General features: G+C 59.3%; 14 protein-coding genes. 1 reads left to right on the top strand and 13 read right to left on the bottom strand.

The window, feature by feature from the left end:
- Positions 1-3: 3 nt before the first annotated feature.
- The 13 genes from HMPREF3145_RS10030 to aspS all read right to left on the bottom strand — a co-directional run bounded on the left by HMPREF3145_RS10030 (position 4) and on the right by aspS (position 14,828).
- Positions 4-1,095, bottom strand: coding sequence for an aminopeptidase P family protein (locus tag HMPREF3145_RS10030; RefSeq protein ID WP_070423093.1), 1,092 nt, complete (start codon positions 1,093-1,095; stop codon positions 4-6).
- A complete protein-coding gene (gene aroQ, locus HMPREF3145_RS10025) occupies positions 1,095-1,529 on the bottom strand; it encodes a type II 3-dehydroquinate dehydratase (protein WP_070423092.1) in 435 nt (144 codons plus the stop codon). Before aroQ ends, HMPREF3145_RS10030 begins: the two co-directional genes overlap by 1 nt.
- A gap of 3 nt (positions 1,530-1,532) precedes the next feature.
- On the bottom strand, positions 1,533-2,585 hold the full coding sequence (gene aroB, locus HMPREF3145_RS10020; protein ID WP_070423091.1) for a 3-dehydroquinate synthase: 1,053 nt from the start codon (positions 2,583-2,585) through the stop codon (positions 1,533-1,535).
- A gap of 41 nt (positions 2,586-2,626) precedes the next feature.
- Entirely contained in the window at positions 2,627-3,211 is a 585-nt protein-coding gene (locus HMPREF3145_RS10015; protein WP_083279518.1) for a shikimate kinase, read from the bottom strand.
- Complete coding sequence (gene aroC / locus HMPREF3145_RS10010) at positions 3,204-4,430, bottom strand: chorismate synthase (RefSeq protein WP_070423237.1); 1,227 nt, start codon at positions 4,428-4,430, stop codon at positions 3,204-3,206. Before aroC ends, HMPREF3145_RS10015 begins: the two co-directional genes overlap by 8 nt.
- A gap of 37 nt (positions 4,431-4,467) precedes the next feature.
- Positions 4,468-4,887 carry a prepilin peptidase gene (locus HMPREF3145_RS10005; protein WP_070423090.1) on the bottom strand — a complete coding sequence of 140 codons (420 nt, stop codon included), beginning with the start codon at positions 4,885-4,887 and terminating at the stop codon, positions 4,468-4,470.
- 56 nt (positions 4,888-4,943) lie between these two features.
- A complete protein-coding gene (locus tag HMPREF3145_RS10000; RefSeq protein WP_070423236.1) occupies positions 4,944-5,783 on the bottom strand; it encodes a shikimate dehydrogenase in 840 nt (279 codons plus the stop codon).
- 20 nt (positions 5,784-5,803) lie between these two features.
- Positions 5,804-6,955, bottom strand: coding sequence for an endolytic transglycosylase MltG (gene mltG, locus HMPREF3145_RS09995; protein ID WP_070423089.1), 1,152 nt, complete (start codon positions 6,953-6,955; stop codon positions 5,804-5,806).
- 2 nt (positions 6,956-6,957) lie between these two features.
- Positions 6,958-7,446 (bottom strand): Holliday junction resolvase RuvX, encoded by a 489-nt coding sequence (ruvX, locus tag HMPREF3145_RS09990; RefSeq protein ID WP_070423088.1) that lies wholly within the window; start codon positions 7,444-7,446, stop codon positions 6,958-6,960.
- Between the two features lie 111 nt (positions 7,447-7,557).
- Entirely contained in the window at positions 7,558-10,227 is a 2,670-nt protein-coding gene (gene alaS, locus HMPREF3145_RS09985) for an alanine--tRNA ligase (protein WP_070423087.1), read from the bottom strand.
- Between the two features lie 71 nt (positions 10,228-10,298).
- The gene (locus HMPREF3145_RS09980) at positions 10,299-11,663 is read right to left on the bottom strand and encodes a replication-associated recombination protein A (RefSeq protein WP_070423086.1); all 1,365 of its coding nucleotides are present in this window, start codon (positions 11,661-11,663) and stop codon (positions 10,299-10,301) included.
- Positions 11,664-11,667: 4 nt separating this feature from the next.
- Entirely contained in the window at positions 11,668-12,954 is a 1,287-nt protein-coding gene (locus HMPREF3145_RS09975; RefSeq protein WP_083279517.1) for a phosphotransferase, read from the bottom strand.
- Between the two features lie 62 nt (positions 12,955-13,016).
- Entirely contained in the window at positions 13,017-14,828 is a 1,812-nt protein-coding gene (gene aspS / locus HMPREF3145_RS09970; RefSeq protein ID WP_070423235.1) for an aspartate--tRNA ligase, read from the bottom strand.
- Between the two features lie 169 nt (positions 14,829-14,997).
- On the opposite strand from aspS, the gene HMPREF3145_RS09965 reads away from it, so the two are divergent.
- A complete protein-coding gene (locus HMPREF3145_RS09965; protein WP_070423084.1) occupies positions 14,998-15,918 on the top strand; it encodes a KPN_02809 family neutral zinc metallopeptidase in 921 nt (306 codons plus the stop codon).
- Positions 15,919-15,934: the final 16 nt, after the last annotated feature.

The following is a 15,934-nucleotide window of genomic DNA, read 5'->3' as shown; positions in this document are numbered from 1 at the left end:
ATGCTACAGCACCGTCAATTCCTTCGGGTACTTGGTGATAATCCGTGGCTTCCCTGATGTGATGATCAACGTGTCCTCAATACGCACACCGGTCTTGCCCGGAATGTAGATCCCCGGCTCAATGGTCAGGGTCATACCTTCCTTTAGGTCTCCCTTGCCGGTCTGTGCGGCAGACGGGGCTTCATGCACGTCCAGGCCGACACCGTGGCCAGTGGAGTGAACGAAGTACTCGCCGAAACCTGCCTCTTCAATGACGTCGCGGCAAGCCTTGTCTACATCCACAAGTGCCGTTCCCGCCGTGGCTGCCTTCACGCCAGCAAGCTGGGATGCGAGCGTCACTTCGTAAATCTCGCGCTCCAACTGACCGATCTCCCCGATAGCAAACGTACGGGTCATATCGGAGTTGAACCCGAGGCGGTGCATACCGTAATCAATGGTCACCAAATCGCCTTCGGCGATAAGACGGTCGCCGGCCTGATGGTGTGGCTTCGAGGCGTTCGGACCGGAGGCGACAATCGTGTCAAAACTTGGGCGTTCTGCACCAAGTCGACGCATGCGGTACTCAAGGTCAGCGGCAACGTCACGCTCACAACGGCCAGCTCGCAATTCTCCTGCGGCGACGAGTTCCTCCAACGCCTGTGTGGCCAGCTCGGCAGCCTCAGTCAGACGGGTGAGTTCAAGGTTGTCCTTAAACAAGCGGATCTCTTCAATCACGCCAGATACCGGCACAAGGGTTACGCCCTCCGGGCATGCATCCTCGAGGCGCTTGAGCTCCGCAACGGAAACGAAATCTGCCTCATAGCCCACCCGGTGGCCTTCGGTGGCCTGCGACAACAACTCGGTTGCGGTCGGGCGAGCGATCGTCGCCTTGATATCCGGGACTTCTTCAGCAATCTGGGTAGTGTAACGACCGTCGGTTGCGATCTTCGCAGTACGGTCTTTCGACACCAGAAGCGCGCCGTTCGAGCCGGAGAAACCAGACAGGTAACGCACGTGGGTCAAATGGGTGACCAGCATGTCGTCGATACGCTGTGCCGCAAGTTGCGACGAGAGTTTCCTCCGACGAGTTTCAAAACGAGTATCGGCCAATGCCATCATTTCCTCCTTGCGAAGTAGTCCAACGCGAGCCGGTAGCCTTCCGTACCCAACCCCGCGATTACGCCTACGGCGATTGGCGAGAGGTACGAATGGTGCCGGAACGACTCGCGCGCATGCACGTTCGAAATATGCACCTCAATAAAACCTTGGTGATCATTTAGTTCTACCAGCGCATCACGAAGCGCAACCGAGGTATGGGTAAAACCACCCGGGTTAATGATCACCGGCCAAGTGTTATCGGCTGCTTCATGCACCCAGTCAATGAGTTGGCCCTCGTAGTTGGACTGGCGGCACTCCACTTCAACCCCAAGATCGGCTGCGTGATCGTGCAACTGCTTTTCGACGTCCGCCAGCGTGACCGTCCCATACACCTCCGGTTGGCGTTTGCCGAGTCGATTGAGGTTCGGACCATTGAGTACCAAGATTTTCATGTTCTACTCCGAAATCTTTGCGTACGCCGCGCGCATCTCTTCCACAGTTGCGTCCTCCAGGCGAGTGCAGGACCCAAGGCCGTCCAGGACGACAAATCGGATCTTGCCGTCGCGGTTCTTCTTGTCCAGAAGCATCGCCTCATGCAGCTCTTCAAACGCACCGGCCTCGTAGCTCGTGGGAAGTCCCGCGCCACTGATGACGGTCTCGTGGAGGGCGACCAGGTCATCGTCGATAAGCCCGCGCGCATGAGCAAGGTGTGCCACAAACATCATGCCCACCCCGACGGCATTGCCGTGGCGCCACGTGTAATGCTCGCGACGTTCGATCGCATGGCCCAGAGTGTGGCCATAGTTAAGAATCTCGCGCAGCCCAGCTTCCTTGAGGTCCTCCCCCACGACCTTGGCTTTTACGCTGACAGAGCGCTCGACAAGCTCCGCCCAGTGATGCTCTGGGCCCTCCTGATAGAGCTCCAAAATCCGCGGGTCCGCAATAAAGCCCGTCTTTACCAACTCAGCAGAACCTGAAACAACCTCTTGCTCAGGCAACGTTGCAATGCGAGCGAGATCAATAAACACCGCATTCGGCTCGTGGAACGCACCGACGAGATTTTTACCTGCGGTCGTGTTGATGCCAGTCTTGCCGCCGACTGCCGCATCAACCATGGCGAGCAATGTCGTCGGCACATGCACAACCTTGATACCGCGCATCCACGTGGCCGCGGCGAAACCGGCAAGATCTGTCACAGCGCCGCCACCCAAACCGACAACGGCGTCCTGGCGAGAGAACCCGTGCTCCCCCAACACGTCCCACAAGTGGGAAAGCACCGGAAGATCCTTTCCAGCCTCCGCATCGGGAACACATGCCAAAACCGGCGCCAGGCCCACTTGCTCAAGCATGTGCTCAAGGTCCAAAGCAACGGCACGCAACGGTTCCTGGTGGACCACCAGCACACGGCGTGCGCCGGAATCCGCAAGGTGACCTGCTACGGCGTCAAGGTTATTGCTGCCAATATGAATGTCGTACGGACTTGGGCCCGTGACGGATACCACTGCCATTGTTTGCTCCTTCGCTTGACAGAACTGAAGCCTGACGGAAACTACTCGCCGTCGATGAAACCCAAAATCTCTGCGACAACACGCTGCGGTGGCCGCGCGTCCGTGCGGACGCGGAACGTGGCCACTTCGCGGTACAACGGTTCACGTTGATCCATGAGGTCGCGGTAACGCTGCTCGCGATCATCACTGTCAAGCACTGGTCGAGTGGAATCCTGTGCTGTGCGGCGAATACCCTCTTCCGCGCTGACATCGATCCAAACAACAGTGTGGCGCTGCAGCAGCTGTCGCACTTCCTCGGTCACGATCGCACCGCCCCCGAGGCTCACTACCCCACCGGTGGCCAGAGCACGTGCCACAAACCCGACTTCGAGCTCACGGAAGGCATCCTCACCCAACTCGGCGTACACCTCGCCACACGCTTTGCCTTCAGCCTGCTCGATGAGCAGATCCGAATCCACGATCGGCAGGTTCAGCGCGCTAGCTATTCGACGACCAATCGTTGACTTACCCGACCCCGGCATACCGACGAGCACCACGCGAGGAGCCGTATGAACCGTCGCCGGAGTTGTACCCGTTGTCTCCTCGTTGCATGCCTCTACTGCCAGCAAATCAGTGAGCTCAGTCATCGGCACCCCCACCTTGATCAAACGCAAGACGTTGCGCGACGTACTCCTTGTACGACTCTACGTTGCGCTTCACCTCCTCAATCGTGTCTCCCCCGAATTTCTCAGAGACAGCCTGTGCCAGAACAAGCGCAACCATTGCCTCTGCAACGACACCACCAGCGGGCACGGCACAGACATCGGAGCGTTGGTGAATCCCCGTGGCAGCGTCGCCAGTGCTCATATCAACCGTCTTCAAGGCACGAGGGACAGTCGAGATGGGCTTCATCGCAGCGCGAACGCGCAACTGCTCCCCATTCGTCATGCCACCTTCGATACCGCCTGCACGGTTGGTCAGCCTCCGCACACCATCTTCGGTGCGCTCGATTTCGTCGTGTGCCTGCGATCCACGGCGACGCGCCTCTTCGAAACCGTCGCCGATTTCGACGCCTTTCACCGACTGGATACCCATCAGCGCGCCTGCCAACTGCGCATCCAAGCGTCGTTCGCCAGAAATGTGGGAGCCAAGGCCGATCGGCAGCCCATCCACAATGACCTCGACGATCCCGCCGAGCGTGTCGCCCGACTTCTTCGCAGCCTCAATGCACGCGACCATGTCCGCCTCCGCGTCCTTATCAAACGCACGAACAGGGGAAGCATCAATTGCCTCGATATCTCCGAAACTTGGCGACTCCCCAACGTACGGTGCCGACTCCCCAATCGACACCACATGGGAAAACACCTCAACCCCGAGAACCTCACGCAGGTAGCTACGGGCAACCGTACCGGCTGCTACGCGGGCAGCAGTCTCTCGTGCAGAGGAACGCTCAAGCACAGGACGTGCAGAATCGAAACCGTATTTGATCATGCCGGCGAAATCGGCGTGCCCCGGACGCGGACGGGTCAACGACGCACCGCGACCAGAGCTCAACTCTTTTGCCACCTCAGGGTCAGAAGCATCAACCGGCTCAGCAGACATGATCGTGGTCCACTTCGGCCACTCGGTGTTGCCAATCTGGATAGCCACCGGGCTACCGATAGATGAGCCGTGCACGACGCCCGTCAGCAAAGTGAGCTCATCTGCCTCAAACTTCATTCGCGCGCCACGGCCATAACCGAGACGGCGACGAGCGAGCTGATGAGCAATTTCTTCTTTCAATACCGGCACCCCAGAAGGCATGCCCTCAACGAGGGCTACGAGGGCCTGGCCGTGCGATTCACCGGCTGTAGTCCAACGAAGCATGGCGACATTCTCGCACAAGCAGCTGCGATAGATGTGCTTATACCCCGAAATACATTACGACGAGCCACGTTGCGGCAAGCATCGATGGACCATGTGCGGCGGTTCGGCTGCGACTTAACCACGCCATTAAGACTGTGAGCAGGCCGGACACACCAATCGCAACGAGTACCGCCGGCAGTTTTCCGGAGATCACACACACCATCGCCAGCGGCAGCGCCAGCTTAACGTCCCCACCACCGACCCCCTGAGGCGAAAACAGATACAGCCCCGGCCACAGCAGTGCCCACAGCAACGTCGCCTCGCCAAGAAATGGCGCGAGAAGGCAAGCAATCAGCGCCACAATGGCCGGCGGCACTGTCAGCGCATTCGGCAGACGCCGAAACGCAACATCAAACACCATCAGGGCCGCTGTCCAGCAGGCAGCAACAGTGGCCCCCAAAACTCCCCCGAATTCCATATGGACAGCGTACCGAAGTTGAGTACTTCGAACCGCTCTGGCAAGCGAGCTGCTTCTTACGAGTTCGCGTGCCGCATCAGCGCGTCGCGCATCGCCTGTCGCGGTGCGTCCACACCGGTGAATTGCTCAAACTGAGCGTACGCCTGTCCGGCAAGCATCGACAGTCCACCAACGGTGCGGTAGCCGTTCGCTGCAGCCTCTACGGCGAGCCGCGTGGGCCACGGGTCGTAGATCACGTCAAACACCGGGGCGTGTGCAAGATCGGATGCCACGTAGTCAGCTGCCCCGGCGGGGACAGTCGAAATGACGAGGTCCGATGCGGACGTAATGTCCGCTAGAGGTGCCTCGAAATCCACGAAGTTAAGCACCATCCCCGCAGCAAGGTCTGTGTACTCCCCGCTGCGGTCAGTGCGGTTGACCACGGTTACCTCACGGACTCCGATATGCCGCAAGGCCCACATGACTGCGCGCGCTGTACCGCCTGCGCCAACGATAACGGCGTGAACCGGGGAATCGGGACCAAGTAGCTCCCCAATGGCAGCAATCACGCCCTCGCAGTCCGTGTTGTCGGCGCGCCAACGGTTGTCGTCGATACGCGTCAGCGTGTTTGCAGAGCCGATCTCACGTGCCCTATCAGTGACTTCATCCGCCACCTCGAGAGCGGCAAACTTGCACGGCATGGTTACAGAAAAGCCCCGGCAACTCGGATCGGCGTTGCGGACGAGATCAGCCAAATCATCTGCAACACACTGTTGGCGCGAGTAATGCCACCCAGTGAGGCCCGCCGCCTCGTAACCCGCATTGTGAAGAACCGGCGATAAGGAGTGCTCGATCGGTGAACCGAGGACCGCTGCCCGATTCGTCACAGTCCCCGACACAGGTTTGGCTGAGTTCATGCTGCGCGACGACTCCATAACTAACGCTGCGAGTCCAGGATGCCTGACTCGATCGCGCGCTGCGTGTCATTGAGGTGCTGCTCGAACGTGTCGTTGAAGATGGTTGTGCCGTCCTTGTCCACGGTGACGAAGAACAGCCAGTTGCCGTCAGCTGGGTGCTCTACTGCATCGATCGCCTCAATGGACGGAGATGCAATCGGTGTTTGCGGCAGGCCATCCATTGCGTACGTGTTCCACGGAGTAACCCGCTTGCGGTCTTCATCGGTGGTTGCAACCTCAACGCTCGGCAGCCCGTAGTTCACCGTGGAGTCGAATTCCAGTCGCATCGGCTCATCGAGACGGTTCAAGATGACGCGAGCGACCTTGTCAAACTCTCCGGCCGGTGCCTCACGCTCAACCAAGGACGCAGCGACAAGCAACTCGTACGGGCTCAAGCCAATCGCTTGCGCGCGGTTGACAATGTCGGTTGCGTCATACTGCTTCGCAGAGCGCGTCACCAGATCCGAAAGAATATCCTCGGCGCTCGCGTGCGGGTCGATGATGTACTCACCAGGGGCAATGAGGCCCTCCAAACGCTTCGCGTCGCCAGCACGGGCAGCAACCGCTTCACGAGCCCACTCCGGCACACCGAGCTTCTCAGGATCACTGTTCGCCGCAGCGTTGTTCAGCTTCTCCACGTTGACGCAATCCGGTGTTACCTCTTCGCCACAGGTAGCCGACTGGATCATCGAGAAAATACCGAACCGAGTCTGGCCGCCAACGACGTTGATATCCATCAACGTCGCACCTCCGTAAACCTGCAGAGGGGTGATGCGCTGCGCGGGATCAAGGAGTGCCTCAACCGCTGACTTCGCGCTCATTTTGCCCTGCAATCTGTAGAAGCCGGGCTGAATGTTTCCCGCATCAGGGCTATTCGCTGCCGCTGTTTGGAAAGCACCGTCGCTGGCAACAATGCCGCGCTCTTCAAGCTCGGGGCCGAGCGCTGACAGGCTCGATCCCTCTTTGATTTGAACGACCTGTTCCTCACCGTTGCCTGCACCCTCAAAGTCTGCCGAACCCGAAAGGTTGCGCAAGACGGCAATCCAAGCGACAAGGCCAATGATGAGCAAAATGGATGCGACTAGCACCGCGGTGCCTCGGGTACGCCGACGTGCGGCTTCACGGGTAGACACGGTTAGTTCTCCTTGAGGTAGTTCAGTCGGCCGTCAAGCCACGATTGCAAAATCTCTACAGCAGCTGCTTGATCAATGACCGCACGGCCTGCTTTCTCATTCACACCAGACATCCGCAATGAATGCGTCGCAGCAACTGTGGTGAGACGCTCATCCGCCATCCGCACCGGCACATCGCTACGCCGGCGAATACGGAATGCGATTTCCTTCGCATGTTTCACGCTTTTTGATCCATTGCCTTGCAGATCACGAGGAAGCCCCACAATGACTTCGACTGCTTCATTCTCAGCGATGAGTTCCAATATCCGCTCGATATCTTGCCCATCGCGGTCTTTGAAGCCGGTCACACGGTCAATCGTTTCGACCGGTGTTGCCAGGCGGGCATCCCGGTCGGAGCGGGCAACGCCAATGCGCACAGTGCCGACATCAATGCCAAGTCGGCGTCCCGCACCGGGGTCGTCGACCCCAGGGCGATCTGGCTCCACCTTCATCGCTGCTCCTTTCCGTGTCTGCTGGCCTGGTCTCAACCTAGCCGTTAGCTGTGCGTCTCGTCGGACGCGCATTCGGCGTGTCAGCGTCGATTTTGTCCGCGAACGCGAGGCTTAGTCCCGGCGAAGCCAGTCCCGCACAGCGGACAAAGCAGCAGGAATGCCTTCGGGCTTCGCACCAGAGCCCTGCGCAAGGTCTGGCTTTCCGCCACCCTTGCCATCGACGTACTCGCCAAGCACCTTGACCACGTCTCCCGATTTGATGCCGTTTTCCACTGCAGCCTTTGTTGCTGCAACCGCCAGAGAAACCTTGTCGCCGACCTTCGAGGTCAGCACGATCAGCGCATCCTCGGACTGCAACTTGCCACGCAGGTCAGAAACAATCGTGCGCAGATCACCCGTGTTGATCCCGTCGGGCAGCTGCTTTGCGACGAGGCGACGCGCGCCGATGGTCTCTGCTTCCTCCGCAAGGCTTGCAGTGGAAGCCAACAGCTGCTGACGGTGCAGGTTCTCGATTTCCTTTTCAGCCGCACGCAGTCGCTCAGCAAGTTGGGCAATACGGTCCGGAAGATCTTCCGTCGGCGTCTTGAGCTCCGCAGCCAGGCCAGAAGCCAGCGCTGCCTCCTTCGACAGGTACTTGAAGGAATCCATACCGGAGTACGCCTCGATACGGCGGGCTCCGGAACCGACCGAGGACTCGCCAAGCACGGCGACCGGGCCGATCTGGGAGGCGTGCTCCACGTGGGTACCGCCACAAAGCTCGACGGAGAACGGTCCGCCGATCTCGACGACGCGGACAACGTCGCCGTAGCTTTCGCCGAACAGCGCCATCGCACCCATGGCCTTCGCCTTGTCCAGCTTGGTCTCAATGGTGTTGACAGCAAAGTCTGCGTCGACAGCCTGATTCGTGATCGTCGCAATCTCCTGCAGTTGTGCCTCGGTCAGCGCCTCGGTGTAGTTGAAGTCGAAGCGCAGGTAACCCGGCTTGTTCAAGGAACCAGCCTGGACTGCTGTGGGGCCGAGCACCTCACGCAGCGCCGCGTGAATGAGGTGCGTTGCGGAGTGCGCCTGGCGGGCACCGTGGCGCCACGCACCGTCAACCTCAGCCGTGACCGTCGAGCCGAGATCCAGTCCACCGTTTTGGACCGTCGCCTTGTGCAGCCACAGTTTCTTGCCCACGCGCTGCACGTCGTTGACGTTGAGGATCGTGTCCCCCATGATCAAGCGGCCACGGTCAGCCATCTGACCACCAGATTCGGCATACATCGGGGTGACGTCGAGGATGACCTCGACCTCGTCGCCCTGCGAGACCTCGCCAACTTTCTCACCGTCGCGCACGAGGCCAATGACCGTGCCGTCGTGGACCAACTGCTCGTAGCCGACGAATTCCGTCGGGTTGTTGTCAACCCATTCGCGGTACAGCGACTCGTCAACGTTGCGGTGCTTCTTCGCCTTGTTGTCGGCCTTCGCGCGCTCTCGCTGTTCCTGCATCGCAGCGTTAAAGGCATCCATATCGACGTCCAGGCCGGCCTCGCGCGCCATCTCGACCGTCAGGTCGATCGGGAAGCCGTAGGTGTCATGCAGCTCAAAGGCCTGATCACCCGGCAGGACAGCAGCACCCGAAGCCTTGACTGCGGTTGCGGCTTCGTCGAAGCGCGACGTGCCGGATTCCAGTGTCTTGGAAAACGCTTTCTCCTCCGCCACAGCAACACGCAAAATGCGCTCGCGGTTGTCCGCGATCTCGGGGAAGGACGGCGTCATGGTGTCCATGATGGTGTTCATGAACGTCTCCATAACCGGCTTCGTCGCACCCAACAGACGCGCGGAGCGGATGATGCGACGCAGCAGACGGCGCAGGATGTAGCCGCGTCCCTCATTCGACGGGGTAACACCGTCGAGGATGATCATCATGCCGGTACGGGCATGGTCAGCGATCACGCGGAAACGGACGTCGTCTTCCTTGTTGCCGTCGTCGTACTTCGAACCGGTCAGTTCTACCGCTGCATCGATGACTGGGCGCAGAAGGTCCGTCTCATAGACGTTGTCTACTTCCTGCAGGATGCAGGCCACACGCTCAATGCCAAGACCGGTATCGATGTTCTTCTGTGGCAGCTCGCCGACAATCTCGAAGTTGCCCTTCTTATCGCCTTCGCCGCGAATGGACTCCATGAACACGAGGTTCCAGATCTCCATGTAGCGGTTGTCGTCGGCGATTGGGCCGCCTTCCTTGCCGTACTCCGGACCCCGGTCGTAGTAGATCTCAGAGCAAGGGCCACACGGACCGGGGATACCCATGGACCAGAAGTTATCCTCCATACCCATGCGCTGAATACGCTCTTCCGGAACGCCAATCTTGTCGCGCCAGATTGCGGCCGCCTCGTCGTCGTCAAGGAAGACCGTAACCCAGAGACGCTCCGGATCAAGGCCATAGCCACCGTCAGCAACAGCACCCGTCAACAGGTTCCACGCGTGAGTAATGGCGCCTTCCTTGAAGTACTGACCAAACGAAAAGTTGCCAGCCATCTGGAAGAACGTGTTGTGGCGGGTGGTGATACCCACTTCCTCGATATCGAGGGTACGCACGCACTTCTGAATCGATGTCGCCGTGCCGTTGGCAAAGTCTGGGGTCTGATCGCCCAAGAAGTACGGCTTGAACGGCACCATTCCTGCGTTGACGAACAGCAGCGTCGGATCGTCGAGAATCAGCGAGGCGCTCGGTACCGGGGTGTGCCCGGCCTCAACGAAATGGTTGGTAAACCGCTCTCGGATCTCATGGGTTTGCACGCTTCGGTGTCCTTTCAACTGCTCCGGAGTTTTTCCGCGCTTACTTTACCCGCGACCCCTCTTCAGTTGGGCTACCGCCCGCGAACAAGTCGGCGTAACCGACCAATAAACTCGCTAATTCGGCGCTCCGCGCCGTGTTCCGTCGGCTCGTAATACACCGCTTCCTCCAGCCCATCCGGGATATATTGCTGCTCGACCACTCCCCGCGGGTCGTCATGCGGGTAGACATATCCAACCGCATTGCCCATCTGTTTTGCGCCCTCATAGTGGCCATCGCGCAAATGGGCCGGCACTGGAGGCACATGCCCCTCACGCACGTCCGCTAAAGCACGATCGATGGCCTTAATGACGGCAGGCGACTTCGGCGCCGTAGCCAGGTGAATTGTCGCCTGAGCAAGCGCAAGACGCCCTTCTGGCAGGCCGACAAACTGCACTGCATTCGCCGCAGCGGTAGCAGTCTGCAACGCAGTCGGATCTGCCATACCAATATCTTCCGAAGCGTGAATGACCAGACGTCGTGCGATAAACCTGGGGTCCTCCCCGGCCTCGATCATTCGCGCCAGATAATGCAGCGCTGCATCGACATCAGACCCGCGGATCGACTTGATAAAGGCGCTGACCACGTCGTAATGCTGATCGCCATCGCGGTCGTAGCGAACAATCGCGCGATTGACGTTTTCACGCACAGTCTCCAGCGTGATCGTGCCACCGCCAGAAACAGCTTCAGCGGCAGCTTCGAGGTACGTCAGCGCCCGACGCGCATCGCCTCCAGCGAGCAGAATGAGTTGTGCGCGGGCTTCGTCGTCAAGCAAAACCTGCCCCTGCAACCCCCGCTCATCTGCCAATGCGCGGTCGATGACTCCGCCAAGGTCTTCGTCGCTAAGCGACTCGAGCTTGAGCAGCAGCGAGCGCGACAACAACGGAGCAACAACGCTAAAACTCGGGTTCTCCGTCGTGGCGGCAACCAGCAACACTGTGCGATTTTCGACGGCCGCAAGCAGCGCATCCTGCTGCGTTTTAGAAAACCGGTGGACCTCGTCGATAAAGAGCACGGTTTTCTCACCGCGGATGAGGTCACGCCGCGCCTCGTCGATAACCGCGCGGACTTCTTTCACGCCGGAAGACAGCGCGGACAACGCCACAAAGCTCTGCCCCATCGTTTTTGCGATTAACGACGCAATCGTGGTCTTACCTGTCCCAGGCGGACCATACAAAATCACCGATGCTGCACCAGAGCCTTCGATGAGCCGACGCAGCGGCTTTCCCTCGCTGAGCAAATGCTTCTGCCCCGCTACCTCATCTAGGGACTGGGGGCGCATCCGTGCGGCCAGCGGTGCTGTCGAGCCAGCTTCAAAAAATGAGGTACCCCTATTCCCCAATGCTGCACCGGGAACGTCGTTGCTAGAAGCAGCCGCGAAAAGTTCTTCTTGGCCCATTGCCTTAACGCAACCGCCTTGCGACCTCGGACGCGAACTCAGCAACGACAACGTATGCGGGGTCTTTACCGCTACCCGCATAAGCTGCCAACGACTCGAACGTCTCGCGCAAATCACGTCGCACGAGAAGCTCATCTTCGGTCAATGGTTCTCCACCTCGCGGTCGAAGCACAACGCCAGCATTCTCTTCGGCGTCGTCGCCAATGGCTTCGGCTACCCCATCTACAAGATCAAAATCCTGAATATCACCTGCCGAAAGACCAGCAGCTTCAAGCTCTTTCTCAAATGTCGGATCATCCTGCAACAACGCGGCCATAGGCTTCGGTTCCAACATGGCGACGCTACTAAGCGCCCACCCCACCAGTGCACCCGTGATGCGCGCCTGCAACGTATCCGGATGCTGCACTCCTGGCCAAAGGTCAGAGACCTGTATCCGCCACGCATCGACGAACGCCTTGGTCGCTTCCTCGTTAAACGGCTGCGAAGCCAAATACACCGGGAACCGCGCAACTACGTAGGCAACATCGAATGAAACATCCCGAAAGCCCGCTGATTCATAATCAAGAAAGTGAAACGAGTTCCCAGACCGGATGACGTTATCTGGTGCCAGGTCAAACGGCGTAAAAGCACGCATACCGCCACGCAGCAGCCGGCGCTCGATGTTACGAGCCGTGAGAACCACCTCTTGAGGAATCTCAATTCCGGCCTCACGCATGATCCGCAACCCAACTCTGATCCGGTGGGACAGCAACCGGTCCCTCAAACGTTGCAGCGGTGCAGCGTTGGGCCGTGAACGCGTCATTCGATGCAGTAAGACGTTAAACGCTTCCTCTTCATCGGCAGTACCTGCATGCATTCTGCCAAGTGCAGTGCCCAAGCTGCGCAACAGTGCGATGTGGTCCTCTTCGCTTGCAGTCTCAAGCGCTTCTGCGAGAGTTTCCCCATCACCGGAGTCGGTGATGATAATGATGCGTTGCTGCGTGTCGTAGCCCAACAACGCAGGGCCAGGCCTGGTCTTTTCACTTAAGGAAGTGGCGAATTGGTACGCGACAACCTCTCGAAGGTACGCCGCCTCTTCGAAGACAGACTCCGTTGGCGGCGCCTGCTTAATGATGACTGAGCGCTGCTGGAAAAACGGGTTCGTTTTAACACGAGCCCTCAACACGATCGAGGGACCGGAGCCATTAAGGCGTTCAACCTCAAACAACGACTGCTCACCGCCGTAACGGCGAGTGAGAATGTCTGTAGCGCTTGCAACGACTTGCTCGTCACTTACTTGCTCGGGCTGCATCCGGTCCCCTTTGTCGTGCGCCACCGCAGGAGCAGGTTCCTGCGGTGGCTGCATTCAATCGGCTACTTCGTGTCCGTTTCGCCGTCTGCCTTGTCTTCAACCTTCTTCGGCTTGAAGTCCACTCCAGTTTCCTTGCGCTGCTCAGCCGGAATTGGAGCAGGCGCGTCGGTAAGCGGGTCGACACCGCCGCCGGACTTCGGGAAAGCGATCACATCGCGGATCGATTCAAACCCACCGAGCAACGACACGATGCGGTCCCAGCCAAAGGCAATACCACCGTGCGGAGGAGCACCGAACTTGAACGCTTCGAGCAGGAAGCCGAACTTCTCTTCGGCCTCCTCATCGGTGATGCCCATGACCTCGAACACGCGCTTCTGTACATCGTGCTCATGGATACGGATGGAGCCGCCACCGATCTCGTTACCGTTGCACACAATGTCGTATGCGTAGGCGAGAGCCTCGCCCGGGTTCTGCTCGAAGTTGTCCAGGAACTCCGGCTTCGGAGAGGTAAACGCGTGGTGGACTGCGGTCCACTTGGAATGGCCCAACGCGACATCACCGGATGCGGTTGCGTCTGCAGCAGGCTCAAACAGCGGTGCATCCACAACCCACGTGAACGCCCAATCGCCTTCCTTGATCAGGTCAAGCTTGCGCGCAATCTCACCGCGGGCTGCGCCAAGCAGTGCACGAGATGCCTTGGTTTCGCCTGCTGCGAAGAAGATGCAGTCACCCGGCTTCGCGCCGACGTGCGCAGCGATGCCAGCCTTTTCCTCGTCAGTGATGTTCTTCGCCACCGGACCGGTGAGCTCGCCGTCTTCCTGAATGAGAATGTAGGCCAGGCCCTTCGCACCGCGCTGCTTTGCCCACTCCTGCCATGCGTCAAGCTGACGACGAGGCTGGGATGCGCCACCTTCCATCACAACAGCACCCACGTACTCGGCCTTGAATACGCGGAAGGTGGTGTCCTTGAAGAAGTCGGTGCACTCGACCAATGGAATGTCGAAGCGCAGGTCCGGCTTGTCGGAGCCGTACTTCTCCATCGCTTCCTTGTAGGTCATGCGCGGAATCGGCGTCTGAATGTCGTAGCCGATCAGCTTCCAAAGCTCGACGAGGATTTCCTCGGCCAGCTCGATGATGTCGTCCTGATCAACGAAGGATGCCTCGACATCGAGCTGGGTGAACTCAGGCTGGCGGTCTGCGCGGAAGTCTTCATCGCGGTAGCAGCGTGCCAACTGGTAGTAGCGTTCCATGCCCGCGACCATCAGCAGCTGCTTAAAGAGCTGCGGCGACTGCGGCAGCGCATACCAAGAACCTGGCTTCAAACGAGCAGGAACAAGGAAGTCACGTGCACCTTCCGGGGTCGAACGCGTCAGCGTAGGCGTTTCGATCTCGGTGAAGTCGTGGTTGTCCAAGACGCGACGGGCGGCTTGATTGGCCTTAGCGCGGAGGCGAATTGCCTTAGCCTGACGCTCGCGGCGCAGGTCCAGGTAGCGGTACTTCAGACGTGCTTCCTCGCCAACTTCATTGGAGGATGCATCCTCGATCTGGAATGGCAGGGCTGCAGCCTTGTTCAGCACCTTCAGGTCAGTGACGTTGACCTCGATTTCACCGGATGCAAGGTTCGGGTTCGCAGAGCCTTCCGGGCGTGGCTCAACCACACCGGTGACCTGGATGACGAACTCGCTGCGCAGGTCGTGTGCAGCCTCTGCTACTTCGGACTCACGGAATACAACCTGAGCGAGACCAGAGCGGTCGCGCAGATCGATAAAGATGACCCCGCCATGGTCACGGCGGCGGGCCACCCAACCTGTGAGCGTGACGGTCTGACCGTCGAGTTCTTTGTTCAAGTTCCCCGCAAGGTGAGTGCGCAGCACGGTTTCTTCCACGTCCTTCCACGTGATGGCGAATCTAACCTGACAAAGTCTACCTACCCCGGCTGAGTGGTGCCTCGGCGAGGTCCGCCCCACACCACCCCAGTCGCTCGAGACACGATGTTTTGGCCCAACCGCGACACTCGGTAGGGATCTTTGGCACAATTCAGCCATGACATTTCGTGGTGATTACGCGCAGGGTCAGGGCGGCAACGTCAGGACAAGCTCCGGCTCCGGTCGCGGAGGCGGCGGGGTCAGCCCCGGCGCAATGGCAATTCTTCCGATGCTGCTTCGCGGCGGTGGCGGAGGGACTGTCATCTTGATATTGCTCGCGGTGCTGTACTTCAGCGGTGCGTTAGATGGACTCCTTGGCGGCGGGAGCAATTCTCAATCCCAGTCTGAATCGCAAGGTGACTACTCACTCGAGCATTGCAACGAACAAGGATCCTCGAACACCTACGACGATTGCCGCGCGGCGGCAACCTTCGGGTCTGCCCAACAGATTTGGAGCGAAGTACTCCCTGCGCAGGCGAATGTCGAGTTCGAGCCGGCAGATATGGTGCTTTTCCGCAACGATGTCACCACTGGCTGCGGCTACGCCACCTCCGCTACCGGCCCGTTCTACTGCCCTCGCGATACCACCGCTTACCTTGACGTGAGCTTCTTTGAGCAGCTGGGCCAACTCGGCGGCGCGAACGGTCCGCTTACTCAGGAGTACGTAACTGCCCACGAGTACGGCCACCACATCCAGCATCTGGAAGGAACGTTGGGGCTGAGCGACTATAAGAACCCAGGCCAGGATTCTGCGGCTGTCGCAATTGAGCTGCAGGCGGACTGCTACGCCGGAATCTGGGCAAAACATGCTGCCGAGCAGGGCGTTTTGGAACCGATCACCGACGAACAGCTCGAGCAGGCACTGCAGACCGCCCGTTCGATTGGCGACGACAGCATTCAACGACGCTCAGGCGGCGACGTCGACCCGGATGCGTGGACGCATGGCTCCTCTGAGCAGCGTATGGAAGCGTTTAATTCCGGATACAACTCTGGACAGATGGCCGCCTGCGACACGCTCAACCGCGGTGTCTACAACTAAAAGGCACCGTTCGCTT

This window comes from Corynebacterium sp. HMSC05C01 (assembly GCF_001807155.1).
Lineage (GTDB): Bacteria > Actinomycetota > Actinomycetes > Mycobacteriales > Mycobacteriaceae > Corynebacterium > Corynebacterium coyleae.
The sequence above is the reverse complement of the archived record's forward strand: the minus strand, read 5'-3'. Positions and strand labels throughout refer to the sequence as shown.